The following is a 12968-nucleotide window of genomic DNA, read 5'->3' on the forward strand; positions in this document are numbered from 1 at the left end:
GTGGCTGCGGCCGGCGACGGGCCCTGGCTCGACGACGCCGCCGGACGGCTGGTGCGCCCCTTCACGGTCAGCAACGGCCGGACCCGGCCGACCGTCGCGCTCGACCTCATCTCGCAGGTGATGGCCACCGGGGCGACCCCCCTCGGCTATCTGGGCCCCGAACACACCGAGGCGCTCGACCTGTGCCGGGCCCCCGTCTCGGTCGCGGAGGCCGCGGCGTACCTGAAGCTTCCGGCGGCGGTCACCAAGGTGCTGCTGTCGGACCTGGTCGACTGCGGGGCGCTCACCACCAAGCCCCCCGAGTTCCACCACAACCCCACTGACCGGGCTCTTCTGGAGGCAGTGCTCGATGGACTACGACGACAGCTCTGACCACGCAGGCGGCACCGACCCCTTCCCCACCGCGCTGAAGATCCTGGTGGCCGGCGGGTTCGGGGTCGGCAAGACGACCTTCGTCGGCGCGGTCAGCGAGATCGCGCCGCTCAGCACCGAGGAACTGCTCACCACGGTCAGCGCCGCGACCGACAACCTCGACGGCGTGGAGAACAAGGTCGAGACGACGGTGGCCATGGACTTCGGCCGCATCACCCTCGACCCCCGACATGTGCTCTACCTGTTCGGCACCCCCGGGCAGGAGCGGTTCTGGTTCATGTGGGACGAACTCTGCGAGGGCGCGCTCGGCGCCGTCGTCCTCGCCGACACCCGGCGCCTGGAGGACTGCTTCGCCGCCGTCGACTTCTTCGAACAGCGCGGCCTCGGCTTCATCCTCGCGATCAACGAGTTCGACGGCTCCTACCGCTACGACCCCGAGGAGGTCCGCGCCGCCCTCGACCTCGAACCGGGCATCCCCGTCGTGCGCTGCGACGCCCGGATCTCCAGCTCGGGCGTCCAGACCCTGCTCACCCTCGTCAAACACCTCATCGCGCACACCCCGGCCGCCGCGACCGGCCACGGCGCCCGCAGGTGACCCCGCCCACCGTCTGGAGCCCGCCCATGCCCCATTCCCACCGCCCCGGAGCGCGCCCATGAGCTACGACCCGCCCCGCCCGGCCGGTCGACTGCTGCTCACCCCGCAGGACGGCGAAGCACCCGCCCGAGCGCGCCGGCTGCGCGGGCTGGGCCTCGGGGAGCGGGCCGATCCTGCCCTCGACGCCTACGCCGGCCGGCTCGCCGAGGCGACCGGGGCGCCGTACGCCATGGTCAACTTCCCCGACGAGCACCGCCAGTTCTTCGCCGGCCTGTGCCGTCCGGCGAGCGGGCCCTACCGCAAGGGCGACGGCACCGCGCCCGAGGTCGGCCGCAGTCTGCCCCGGGACCACGGGTTCTGCCCCCATGTGGTGGTCCGGCGCAAGGCGCTGGTCCTGGAGGACGTCCTGGACTACCCGCGCTTCGCCGGAAACCCGGTCGTCGACGAGTTCGGCATCCGCTCCTACCTGGGCGCGCCCCTCGTCGACAGCACCGGCATGGCGCTGGGCACCGTGTGCGTGGCCGACGTGGCGCCCCGGCCCTGGGGCAGGCCCGGCCTGGAGACCATCAAATCCGCCGCCGCCGACCTCGTCGCCCGGCTCGAACGGCCGCTGGACGGCGGGCCCGGGCCGTGAGGGTCCCGCGAGGCGTCGGGGCGCGCGGCCGTGGGGGCGTGAAGCGCAGCTTCGGCCGCGGTTAAGAAATCCTCGATGGACCGGGGGTGCGACGGTGCGCAAGATTGCAGTCGACACCACCTTTCTCCCCGGGTCCGGGTTTCCTCGGCATGCCCGCGTCCGGGATCACAACCCACAGGAGCCGCACGCGTGAAGGCGCTGGTCAAGGAGAAGGCGGAGCCCGGACTGCGGCTCATGGACGTACCCGAGCCCACCGTGGGACCCGGCGACGTGCTCATCAAGGTGCTGCGCACCGGCATCTGCGGCACCGACCTGCACATCCGGGCCTGGGACGGCTGGGCGCAGCAGGCGATCCGGACCCCGCTGGTGCTCGGCCACGAGTTCGTCGGCGAGGTCGTGGAGACCGGCCGGGACGTCGCCGACATCAAGGCCGGCGACCGGGTCAGCGGCGAGGGGCACCTGGTGTGCGGCAAGTGCCGCAACTGTCTGGCCGGACGCCGGCACCTGTGCCGGGCCACCGTCGGGCTCGGCGTCGGCCGCGACGGCGCCTTCGCCGAGTACGTCGTGCTGCCCGCGGGCAACGTCTGGGTGCACCGGGTCCCCGTGGACCTCGACGTCGCCGCGATCTTCGACCCGTTCGGCAACGCCGTGCACACCGCGCTGTCCTTCCCGCTGGTCGGCGAGGACGTACTGATCACCGGCGCGGGCCCGATCGGCCTGATGGCCGCCGCCGTCGCCCGGCACGCCGGAGCCCGCAACGTCGTCGTCACCGACGTCAGCGAGGAGCGCCTGGAACTGGCCCGCAAGATCGGCGTGAGCCTGGCGCTGAACGTGGCCGAGACCGGCATCGCCGACGGCCAGCGCGAGCTGGGCCTGCGCGAGGGCTTCGACATCGGCCTGGAGATGTCCGGCCGCCCCGAGGCCATGCGGGACATGATCGCCAACATGACGCACGGCGGCCGGATCGCCATGCTCGGCCTGCCCGCCGAGGAGTTCCCCGTCGACTGGGCCCGCATCGTCACCTCGATGATCACCATCAAGGGCATCTACGGCCGCGAGATGTTCGAGACCTGGTACGCGATGTCGGTCCTGCTGGAGGGCGGCCTCGACCTCAGCCCCGTGATCACCGGCCGCTACGACTACCGCGACTTCGAGGCGGCCTTCGCCGACGCGGCCAGCGGCCGCGGCGGCAAGATCATCCTCGACTGGACTGCGTAACCCTAGGAGCTTCTGCGATGTTCGACTCCGTGCGCGACGACCTGCGGGTCACCCTCGACGAGATCCGGGCCGCGGGTCTGCACAAGCCCGAGCGGGTGATCGGGACGCCGCAGTCCGCGACCGTCGCCGTCACCGCCGGCGGCCGCCCCGGTGAGGTCCTCAACTTCTGCGCGAACAACTACCTCGGCCTCGCCGACCACCCCGAGGTGATCGCCGCCGCCCACGAGGCGCTGGACCGCTGGGGCTACGGCATGGCCTCGGTGCGGTTCATCTGCGGCACCCAGGAGGTGCACAAGGAGCTGGAGGCCCGCCTCTCCGCCTTCCTCGGGCAGGAGGACACGATCCTGTACTCCTCCTGCTTCGACGCCAACGGCGGTGTCTTCGAGACCCTGCTCGGCCCCGAGGACGCGGTGATCTCCGACGCCCTCAACCACGCCTCGATCATCGACGGCATCCGGCTGTCCAAGGCCCGCCGCTTCCGGTACGCCAACCGCGACATGGCGGACCTGGAGCAGCAGCTGAAGGAAGCCGGCGAAGGCGGCGCCCGGCGCAAGCTGATCGTCACCGACGGCGTCTTCTCCATGGACGGCTACGTCGCGCCGCTCGCCGAGATCTGCGACCTCGCCGACCGCTACGACGCCATGGTCATGGTCGACGACTCGCACGCCGTCGGCTTCGTCGGCCCCGGCGGGCGCGGCACCCCCGAGCTGCACGGCGTGATGGACCGGGTCGACATCATCACCGGCACCCTCGGCAAGGCGCTCGGCGGCGCCTCCGGCGGCTATGTCGCCGCCCGCGCGGAGATCGTCGCCCTGCTGCGCCAGCGCTCCCGCCCGTACCTGTTCTCCAACACCCTCGCCCCGGTGATCGCCGCGGCCTCCCTGAAGGTCCTGGACCTGCTGGAGTCCGCCGACGACCTGCGGGTGCGGCTCGCCGAGAACACGGAGCTGTTCCGCCGCCGGATGACCGAGGAGGGCTTCGACATCCTCCCCGGCGACCACGCCATCGCCCCCGTCATGATCGGTGACGCGGCCGTCGCCGGCCGGATGGCGGAGCTGCTGCTGGAGCGCGGCGTCTACGTCATCGGCTTCTCCTACCCGGTGGTGCCGCAGGGCAAGGCCCGCATCCGCGTCCAGCTGTCCGCCGCGCACTCCACCGCCGACGTGGGCCGGGCCGTGGACGCCTTCGTCGCCGCCCGTGCGGAGCTCGACGCCTGAGCTGAGAGAATCGAGGCGTGATCGAAGCGCGGCGGCTCCACATCCTCCGTGCGGTGGCCGACCACCGCACCGTGACGGCGGCGGCCGCCGCGCTGTACCTGACGCCCTCGGCCGTCTCCCAGCAGCTCACCGCGCTGGAGCAGGAGACCGGCCACCGCCTGGTCGAGCGCGGCGCCAAGGGCGTACGGCTCACCCCGGCCGGTGAGATCCTGCTCGGCCACACCCACGCCGTCCTCGCCCAGCTGGAACGGGCCGAGGCGGAGCTGGCCGCCTACGGCTCGGGTGCGGCCGGCACGGTCACCGTCGCCTCCTTCGCGACGGGGATCGCCCAGGTGGTCGCCCCTGCCGTGGCCCGCCTCGCGGTCTCGGCGCCCGGCATCCGGATCCGCGTCCAGGACGCCGAGGGCGACGCCAGTCTGCCGATGGTCCTGGACCGGCAGACCGATGTGGCGGTCGCCGTGGAGTACCGCGGGGCCCCCTCCGCCGACGACCCCCGGCTCAGCCATGTCCCGCTGTACGCGGAGCCCTTCGACGCGGTGGTGCCGATGACGCACCGGCTGGCCGACGTGGCGGAGGTGCCGCTCGGCGAACTGGCCAAGGACCCGTGGATCGGCCCCTACCCCGGCAACCCCTGCCACGACGTGGTCGTCCTCGCCTGCGAGAGCGCCGGGTTCCAGCCGCGCCTGGAGCACTCCTCCGACGACTTCCGGGCGGTCGTCGCGCTGGCCTCGGCCGACGCCGGCGTCGCCCTGGTCCCGCGCTCGGCGCTGCGCGGCATGGACCTGACCGGTGTGGTGGTCCGCCCGGTCGACGGAGTGGCGCCCACCCGCCGGGTCTTCGCCGCCGTACGCCGGGGCGCGGAGGACCATCCGTTGATCCGCCCCGTGCTGGACGCGCTGCGGGCGGCGGGCGAAGGATAGGGGCCCGCTTGTTGCGGATCTGGGATATCGTCCCCGATATGAAACAGGCATCCGAGGTCGGTCCGGACCCGGTCGACGTCCGGCTGGGGGCCCGGCTCGCCGCGCTCCGCGCCGAGCGCGGCTGGTCGCTGGGCGAGGTGGCCGAGCGCAGCGGCATCAGCAAGTCCACCCTCTCCCGCGCCGAACGCGCGGAGATCAGCCCCACCGCCGCCCTGCTGAACCGGCTGTGCGCGGTGTACGGGCGGACCATGTCCCAGCTCCTCGGCGAGATCGAGTCCGCGCCGGCCCTCCTGGTCCGCGCCGCCGAACAGCCCCTCTGGCAGGACCGGGCCTCCGGGTTCACCCGGCGCTCGGTGTCCCCGCCGCACCCCGGAATGCGCGGCGAACTGGTCGAGGGACGGCTCGCCCCGGGTGCCGACATCGCCTACGACCGCCCGCCCGTGCCCGGCCTCGAACAGCACATCTGGGTGCTGGAGGGGACCCTCGCCGTCACCGTCCAGGAGGACGAGCACCACCTGGAGCCGGGCGACTGCCTGCGGCTGAGGGTGTGGGGCTCCACCCGGTTCCGCTGCGCCTCACCGGCCGAGACCCGCTACGTCCTGGCGGTGGTGACGCCGTGACCGTCGTCGTACGGCTCGGCGCGGAGCAACTCCTCGCCCGAGCCGATGAGTTGGCGGCACTGCTGGTGGACGCGGTCGACGGGGGAGCCTCGGTAGGCTTCCTCGCGCCCCTGGACCCGGCCGAGGCCCGCGCCTGGTGGCAGGCGCGCGCCGCGGGGCCCTACACCGTGTGGGGAGCGCTCGACGGCGGGCGGATCGTCGGCACCGTCACCCTGGCCTTCCCCGACAAACCCAACAGCCGCCACCGCGCGGAGCTGGTCAAACTGATCGTCCACGGGGACGCCAGGGGCCGGGGCCTCGGACGCCGGCTGCTGACCACCGCGGAGGAGGCCGCGGCCGCCGCGGACCTCACCCTGCTGCACCTCGACACCGAGACCGACAGCCCCGCCGAGCGCCTCTACCGCTCCGCCGGCTGGACCCGCGCGGGCGTGATCCCCGACTACGCCGCCGACCCGGGCGGCGTGCTGCGCGGGACGACCCTGTACTACAAGCACCTGGGCCCGGCCGCTCCCGCCGGGTGACTGTCGGTGCCAGCGGCTACGGTGCCTGCCATGCAGGATGCCGAAGACGTACGCCGCACCGCCCTGTCCCTGCCGGACACCACGGAGAAGATCGCCTGGAACATGCCCACGTTCCGGGTGGCCGGGAAGATGTTCGCGACGCTCCCCGAGGAGGAGACCTCCATCGCCGTGCGCTGCCCCAAGGAGGAGCGCGACGAACTGGTGCTGGCCGAACCGGAGAAGTTCTGGATCGCCGACCACGAGGCGCAGTTCGCCTGGGTGCGGGTGCGCCTCGCGGCCCTGGAGGACGGGGACGAACTGCGCGACATCCTGGCCGACTCCTGGCGCCAGGCCGCGCCCACCCGACTGCTCGACGCCCACCCGGAGTTGGGGCTGCCCGCCGGCGGATGAAAACCCCTCCGGCGTTGTCAGTGGGGCGTGGCATGATCCGGGGACGAGCGTGGGAGCCGGGGCGGAGGGGGCCCCGGCTCCCACGGTGACCGGTGCGCGGGAGGGGAGCACGGGGCATGCCCGGGGGTCCGGCGAAGGCGGAACCGAGGAGCGGGGGCGGGGAGGGTGCCGGGGAGGGCGCCGTCCATCCCGTGTGGTCACGGGACTTCGCGCTGTTCTTCGTCGCCCGGGCCGTCGCCCGGCTCGGCGACACCATGCTGCCGGTGGCCCTCGCGGCCGGCCTGCTCCAGCACGGTTACGGTGCCGGCGCGGTCGGCCTCGCGATGGCCGCCACCGTCGCCGCCTTCGCCGGGTTCGTCGTCTTCGGCGGGGTGATCGCCGACCGGTTCAGCACCCGCCGGCTGATGATCGGCGCGGACCTGGTGCGCCTGGCCGCCCAGGCCCTCGCCGCGGTCCTGTTCTTCAGCGGCCATGTGGTCCTCTGGGAGATCTGCGCGATCGGCCTGGTCAACGGCGTCGCGGGCGCCCTCTTCCAGCCCGGCGTCGCCAGCACCACACCCCGGCTCGCCACCGACGTCCAGGGCGCCAACGGCGCGATACGCGTCGCGGAGTCCGCCGCCCAGCTCGCCGGACCCGCGTTCGCCGGACTCCTCGTGGGCCTCGCCTCACCGGGCGGGGTCTTCGCCGCCCACGCCGCGACCTACGCGGTGAGCGCGCTGTGCCTGCTGCTGCTCCGGCTGCCCCCGCTCGCCGTGGGCGGCGCGCCGGTGCCGAGCACCTTCACGGCGGACCTCGTCGAGGGCTGGCGGGAGTTCCGTGCGCGCACCTGGCTCTGGGGCGTCATCGCCGTGTGGTGCCTGTACATGCTCACGGTCTGGGGCCCCACCCTCCCCCTGGTGGCGACCGAGGTGGTCCAGCGGCACGGCCCCGGCGCCTACGGGCTGATCAACTCCGCCCTCGGCGCCGGTACCGTCGTCGGTGGACTGCTCGCCCTGAGACTGCGGCCCCGGCGGATGCTGCGCGCCGGTGCGATCGGCCTCTTCGCCTTCGTCGGCTTCCCGGCGACCGTCGGGCTCGGACTGGACGTCCCGGCGATGGCGGCGGGCGCCGCCGTCGCAGGCGCCGGCATGTCCTTCTGGGGCGTGATGTGGGCGACCACCGTCCAGACCCAGGTCCCGGCCGACGTCCTCAACCGCATCCACGCCTACGACGTGGCGGGCTCCCTGGCGATGATGCCGGTGGGCCAGGCCCTGGCCGGACCGGCCGCCGCGGCCCTCGGCGCCGGACAGGTCCTGGTCGTCGCCGGTGCGATGAGCCTGGTCGTCGCCGCCGTCCTGCTCTGCGTCCGGCCCGTACGGAACCTGGAACGGGCGGACGCCCCCACCGCGGGCGCGCTGCCCGCCGGGCCTGCGGACCGGGTGTGCCGGACCGGCACAGACCCGGCGGCGGACTGACCGCCCGCCCCGGTGCGCCGACTGCGGCCGGAAAACCGGTGCGCGACCACGGAGTCAAGTGCGGTATTGTTTCCCTGTTCGTTCGGCCCGGGGAAAGCCCAGGTCAGCGAGGCTCGGGACGTGGCGCAGCTTGGTAGCGCACTTGACTGGGGGTCAAGGGGTCGCAGGTTCAAATCCTGTCGTCCCGACCAGCTTCACAGCAGGTCGGAGGCCGTCTTCTCATCGAGAAGGCGGCCGTCGTCATGTCCGGACCCGTTCAGAGGCGCGCGGTCGGCTCCACCGCCGTCGCGTCGCCCTCCGCCGGACCCTGCGGCTTGCGGACCGCCGCCTTGAGCGGCAGCGGACGGCGGCAGCGGACGGCGGCCGGTTCGGACAGACGGCCGGGCCGGCCGACGGGTGTCGGCCGGCCCGGAGGTCAGGCTCGGGTCGGTCAGACCAGGTCGAAGCGGTCCAGCTCCATCACCTTGGTCCACGCGGCGGCGAAGTCGCGCACGAACTTCTCCTTCGCGTCGTCGCTCGCGTACACCTCGGCGAGCGCCCGCAGCTCGGAGTTCGAGCCGAAGACCAGGTCGGCACGGGTGCCGGTCCACTTGACCTCGCCCGAGGCCAGGTCGCGGCCCTCGAAGACGCTCTGGTCCGAGGAGGTCGACTTCCACTCCGTGCCCAGGTCGAGCAGGTTGACGAAGAAGTCGTTGGTGAGCGTGCCCGGCGTCTGGGTGAGGACACCGTGCTTGGAACCGGCGTGGTTGGCGCCCAGCACCCGCAGGCCGCCGACCAGGACGGTCAGCTCGGGGGCGCTCAGCGTGAGCAGGTTCGCCCGGTCCAGCAGCAGGAACTCGGCCGGCAGGCGGTTGCCCTTGCCGAGGTAGTTGCGGAACCCGTCGGAGGACGGCTCCAGCGCCGCGAACGACTCGGCGTCGGTGTGCTCGTCACCGGCGTCGACGCGGCCCGGGGTGAAGCCCACCTCGACCTGGACACCGGCGTCCTGGGCGGCCTTCTCCACGGCGGCGGTGCCGGCGAGGACGATCAGGTCGGCCAGGGAGACCTTCTTGGCGCCGGAGTTGAACTCGCCCTGGATGCCCTCCAGGGTGCGCAGCACCTGGGCCAGCTCGTCGGGGTTGTTGACCTCCCAGCCGCGCTGCGGCTCCAGACGGATCCGGGCACCGTTGGCGCCACCGCGCTTGTCGCTGCCGCGGAACGTCGAGGCCGACGCCCACGCGGTGGAGACCAGCTGCGAGACGGTCAGACCGGAGTCGAGGATCTTCGCCTTGAGCGCCGTGACGTCGGCGGCGTCGATCGTCTCGCCCTCGGCCGCGGGCAGCGGGTCCTGCCACAGCAGCGTCTCCGCGGGGACCTCCGCGCCGAGGTACAGCGACTTCGGGCCCATGTCACGGTGGGTCAGCTTGAACCAGGCGCGGGCGAACGCGTCGGCGAACTCCTGCGGGTTCTCGTAGAACCGGCGGGAGATCGGCTCGTAGATCGGGTCCAGGCGCAGCGACAGGTCGGTGGTGAGCATCCGCGGACGGTGCTTCTTCTCCGCGTCGAAGGCGTCCGGCACGATCTCCGGCGCGTCCTTGGCGATCCACTGGTGAGCACCGGCCGGGCTGGTGTCCGGCTCGTACTCGTACTCGAAGAGGTTCTTGAAGAAGCCGTTGCTCCACTGGGTCGGCGTGGTGGTCCAGATGACCTCCAGACCGCTGGTGATCGCGTCCTTGCCGACGCCCGTGCCGTAGGTGCTCCGCCAGCCCAGGCCCTGCTCCTCGATGGAGGCGGCCTCGGGGTCGTTGCCCACGTGGTCGGCCGGGCCGGCGCCGTGGGTCTTGCCGAAGGTGTGGCCACCGGCGATGAGGGCGACGGTCTCCTCGTCGTTCATCGCCATCCGGCGGAACGTCTCACGGATGTCGCGGGCCGCGGCGATCGGGTCCGGGTTGCCGTTGGGGCCCTCGGGGTTGACGTAGATCAGGCCCATCTGGACGGCGGCGAGCGGGTTCTCCAGCTCACGGTCGCCGGAGTAGCGCTCGTCGTCGAGCCAGGTGGTCTCGGGACCCCAGTAGACGTCCTCGTCGGCCTCCCAGACGTCCGCCCGGCCGCCGCCGAAGCCGAAGGTCTCGAAGCCCATCTGCTCCAGGGCGACGTTGCCGGTGAGGATCATGAGGTCGGCCCAGGAGATGGACTGGCCGTACTTCTTCTTCACCGGCCACAGCAGACGGCGGGCCTTGTCGAGGTTGCCGTTGTCCGGCCAGCTGTTCAGCGGCGCGAAGCGCTGCTGGCCGGCGCCGGCGCCACCGCGGCCGTCCCGGATGCGGTAGGTGCCCGCGCTGTGCCAGGCCATACGGATCATCAGCGGGCCGTAGTGGCCGAAGTCGGCCGGCCACCAGTCCTGCGAGGTGGTCAGTACCTCGGCGATGTCCGCCTTCACGGCCGCGAGGTCGAGGTTCTTGAACGCCTCGGCGTAGTCGAACTCCTCGCCGAGCGGGTTCGTGACCGGCGGGTTCGTGGCAAGGATCTTCAGGTTCAGGCGCTCCGGCCACCACTGACGGTTGCCGCCGCCCTGGGTCGGGTGCGCGGCACGCCCGTGCGCGACGGGGCAGCCCCCCGTCCCCTCCTCCGTCTTGGGGTCGGTGACGATTGCGTCGGGGTTCTCGGCCATGGCGAATCCTTCCGGACTTGGTGAATCTTGGTGCTCAGAGTTTTCGGGGGGTCGAGCAGTCGGGGCACACGCCCCAGTAGATGACCTCGGCCTCGTCGATCGTGAAGCCGTGGTCGTCGGAGGCGGTCAGGCAGGGGGCGTCACCGACCGCGCAGTCCACGTCGGCGACGACGCCGCACGACCGGCACAGCAGGTGGTGGTGGTTGTCCCCGACGCGACCCTCGAACCGCGCCGGACTGCCGGCCGGCTCGATACGACGTATGAGCCTGGCCGCGGTCAGGGCGTGCAGGCCCTCGTACACGGCTTGCAGCGACACATGGCCCACCCGGTCCCGCACGCCCGAGGCGATGGCCTCGACGCCCAGGTGGTCGCCGGCCCGGACGGTTTCGAGCAGCGCGACCCGGGCGGCCGTCACCCGCAGGCCGGCACCACGCAGCTCCTCGGCGGTGGACGGGGTTCCGGTTGAGCTCATACGGCGAACCTACCCTCAAAAACACGAACGGTTCAAGAAAACGACAGATTCAATTGTGATGGCGTCCGGATGTCGCGGGCAGGGCGGGCCCGCGAAGCCCGTGCGGCGCACCGCAGCACCCTCCCGCACTCCGCTCCACTCCGCCTCTCGGCGCGCACGAGAAACGCGCGGTGACCGTCAGATCACGCATCCGACATGGGCCAGCGCCTGCTTCAGCAGCGCGCCGTGGCCGCCCGGCATCTCGCTCTGCACCGCCGGGGACAGCGCCTCGTGGGGGCTGAACCACACCAGGTCGAGGGCGTCCTGCCGGGGCCGGCAGTCACCGGTCACCGGCACCACGTAGGCGAGGGACACCGCGTGCTGGCGCGGGTCGTGGTACGGGGTCACGCCCTGCGTGGGGAAGTACTCGGCGACCGTGAAGGGCTGGAGGGAGGCCGGGACCCGGGGCAGCGCGACCGGGCCGAGGTCCTTCTCCAGGTGGCGCAGCAGCGCGTCGCGGACCCGCTCGTGGTGCAGCACCCGGCCGGAGACCAGGGTCCGGCTGACCGTCCCGTCCGGTCCGATGCGCAGCAGCAGGCCGATGCTGGTGACCTCGCCGCTGTCGTCGACGCGCACCGGCACGGCCTCGACGTAGAGGATCGGCATCCGGGCGCGCGCCATGTCCAGCTCGTCGGAGGTGAGCCAGCCGGGCGTGATTTCGGTCATGTCAGACATTTATTGATCATACTTTCCGGGTGCGGCGCGTGCTCAGACGCGACGGAGGGCGGGTTCGGGCGGAAGTCCGTACAGGCGGCGGGCGTTGGCGGAGGCGGTCCGGCGCACGATGCGTAACGCGTCGGGCAGGCTCAGTTCGTCGGAGTCGACCCGGTCCTGGAGCAGCGTCGCCAGCCCGTGCCGGAACGACAGGGCGCCCAACAGGTGGAACTCGGCGAGTCCGTAGGCGTCCGAGCTGTACAGCAGCTTGTGGAACGGGGTGATCTCCATCGCCTCCTCCAGGACCGCGCGGGCCCGGGCCGGGCCGACATGGTGCAGGGTGAGCCCCACGTCGAGGTACACCTGCTCGAACACGGCGGCCAGATAGGCGGCTTGGCGCTGGTACGGCCAGCAGTGCAGGAGCAGCACGGGGACGGCGCCCGCCGTGAGGTGCAGCCAGTCGGTGAGCAGGGCCGGGTCCGCGCGGTGCAGCCGCAGGTCGTTGTCGCCGAACCCGGTGTGCAGTTGCAGCGGCAGCCCCAGCTCTACGGCCGTCCACAGCAGGTGCCGGACCAGTACCGGGTCGGCGAGCCGCCCGCCCGCCGCGAGCCAGCGCCGGGCCGCACCGGTGACCTCGGCGGCCGAGGGGCGCGCCGGGTCCAGGCCGAAGCCGGTGCGGTAGGCGGCGACGGACTTCACCGCGACCACGCCGGGCCGGCGCACCGCCTCCTCGGCGGCCCGGCGGAAGGCGCCCGCGTACGCGTCGGGTTCGACGCCGTCCCGCGCCACCGCCTCGGCGACGCCCTCCAGACGTACGACCTCGAAGGCGGTGCCGCCGGCCGCCTCGGCGAGTTCCCGGGGCGTGGTGAGGGGCACCGGGGCGTAGCCGGTGTCGACGCAGAACACCTCGGTCCCGGCGGCGGCCAGGAAGCGCCGGTTCACCTCGTCGGCGCCCAGCTCCGACCGCCGGGCGGCATAGTCCTCGGGGGAGGCGTGCCGGGGCAGGCCGAGGACGGGCGCGCAGTGGCGGCGTACGGCGACGCCGACCGGGGTGTCGAACGCGGAGGTCCCCGGCCAGGCGTCGCCCTCGGTCAGCAGTGACTCCAGGCCCGGCCGGTCCAGGCCGGCGGTGACCACGCCGTGGCAGTGGTGGTCGACCAGCGGCTGGGCGGCGAGGGCCTCGTGGACCGGGCCCGCGACGGCGGCCGTCAC

At 72.8% G+C, this 12968-nt stretch carries 14 protein-coding genes and 1 tRNA gene; 11 read left to right on the top strand and 4 right to left on the bottom strand.

The features are described 5' to 3' along the window. From ABT296_RS12660 to ABT296_RS12710, 11 genes are all read left to right on the top strand, one after another. Positions 1-372 (top strand): DUF742 domain-containing protein, encoded by a 372-nt coding sequence (locus ABT296_RS12660; RefSeq protein ID WP_351926575.1) that lies wholly within the window; start codon positions 1-3, stop codon positions 370-372. After that, entirely contained in the window at positions 350-967 is a 618-nt protein-coding gene (locus ABT296_RS12665; protein ID WP_351926222.1) for a GTP-binding protein, read from the top strand. The genes ABT296_RS12660 and ABT296_RS12665 overlap by 23 nt, the downstream gene beginning before the upstream one ends. A 58-nt stretch (positions 968-1025) precedes the next feature. After that, positions 1026-1601, top strand: a complete 576-nt coding sequence (locus ABT296_RS12670; protein WP_351926224.1) for a GAF domain-containing protein — start codon at positions 1026-1028, stop codon at positions 1599-1601. Positions 1602-1790: 189 nt separating this feature from the next. Then, the gene (tdh, locus tag ABT296_RS12675) at positions 1791-2819 is read left to right on the top strand and encodes an L-threonine 3-dehydrogenase (protein WP_351926226.1); all 1029 of its coding nucleotides are present in this window, start codon (positions 1791-1793) and stop codon (positions 2817-2819) included. Positions 2820-2836: 17 nt separating this feature from the next. Continuing rightward, entirely contained in the window at positions 2837-4036 is a 1200-nt protein-coding gene (locus tag ABT296_RS12680; protein WP_351926228.1) for a glycine C-acetyltransferase, read from the top strand. Between the two features lie 17 nt (positions 4037-4053). Then, entirely contained in the window at positions 4054-4956 is a 903-nt protein-coding gene (locus ABT296_RS12685; protein WP_351926231.1) for a LysR family transcriptional regulator, read from the top strand. Between the two features lie 38 nt (positions 4957-4994). Continuing rightward, positions 4995-5576 carry a helix-turn-helix domain-containing protein gene (locus ABT296_RS12690; protein WP_351926233.1) on the top strand — a complete coding sequence of 194 codons (582 nt, stop codon included), beginning with the start codon at positions 4995-4997 and terminating at the stop codon, positions 5574-5576. After that, entirely contained in the window at positions 5573-6097 is a 525-nt protein-coding gene (locus ABT296_RS12695) for a GNAT family N-acetyltransferase (protein ID WP_351926235.1), read from the top strand. The genes ABT296_RS12690 and ABT296_RS12695 overlap by 4 nt, the downstream gene beginning before the upstream one ends. A gap of 30 nt (positions 6098-6127) precedes the next feature. After that, the gene (locus ABT296_RS12700; protein WP_351926237.1) at positions 6128-6487 is read left to right on the top strand and encodes an MmcQ/YjbR family DNA-binding protein; all 360 of its coding nucleotides are present in this window, start codon (positions 6128-6130) and stop codon (positions 6485-6487) included. 116 nt (positions 6488-6603) lie between these two features. Continuing rightward, a complete protein-coding gene (locus tag ABT296_RS12705; RefSeq protein ID WP_351926239.1) occupies positions 6604-7941 on the top strand; it encodes an MFS transporter in 1338 nt (445 codons plus the stop codon). 114 nt (positions 7942-8055) lie between these two features. Continuing rightward, positions 8056-8132 (top strand) — tRNA-Pro (locus ABT296_RS12710). A 239-nt stretch (positions 8133-8371) separates the two neighbouring features. Here the strand turns inward: ABT296_RS12710 and katG are convergent. The 4 genes from katG to ABT296_RS12730 all read right to left on the bottom strand — a co-directional run bounded on the left by katG (position 8372) and on the right by ABT296_RS12730 (position 12968). Beyond that, positions 8372-10591, bottom strand: coding sequence for a catalase/peroxidase HPI (gene katG, locus ABT296_RS12715; RefSeq protein WP_351926241.1), 2220 nt, complete (start codon positions 10589-10591; stop codon positions 8372-8374). Positions 10592-10625: 34 nt separating this feature from the next. Further along, positions 10626-11063 (bottom strand): Fur family transcriptional regulator, encoded by a 438-nt coding sequence (locus ABT296_RS12720; RefSeq protein WP_351926243.1) that lies wholly within the window; start codon positions 11061-11063, stop codon positions 10626-10628. Positions 11064-11240: 177 nt separating this feature from the next. Beyond that, a complete protein-coding gene (locus ABT296_RS12725) occupies positions 11241-11768 on the bottom strand; it encodes an NUDIX hydrolase family protein (protein ID WP_351926577.1) in 528 nt (175 codons plus the stop codon). Positions 11769-11810: 42 nt separating this feature from the next. Next, on the bottom strand, positions 11811-12968 hold the full coding sequence (locus ABT296_RS12730; protein ID WP_351926245.1) for an amidohydrolase family protein: 1158 nt from the start codon (positions 12966-12968) through the stop codon (positions 11811-11813).

It is taken from the genome of Streptomyces sp. NPDC000983 (assembly GCF_040299205.1).
In the GTDB taxonomy this organism is placed as follows: domain Bacteria; phylum Actinomycetota; class Actinomycetes; order Streptomycetales; family Streptomycetaceae; genus Streptomyces.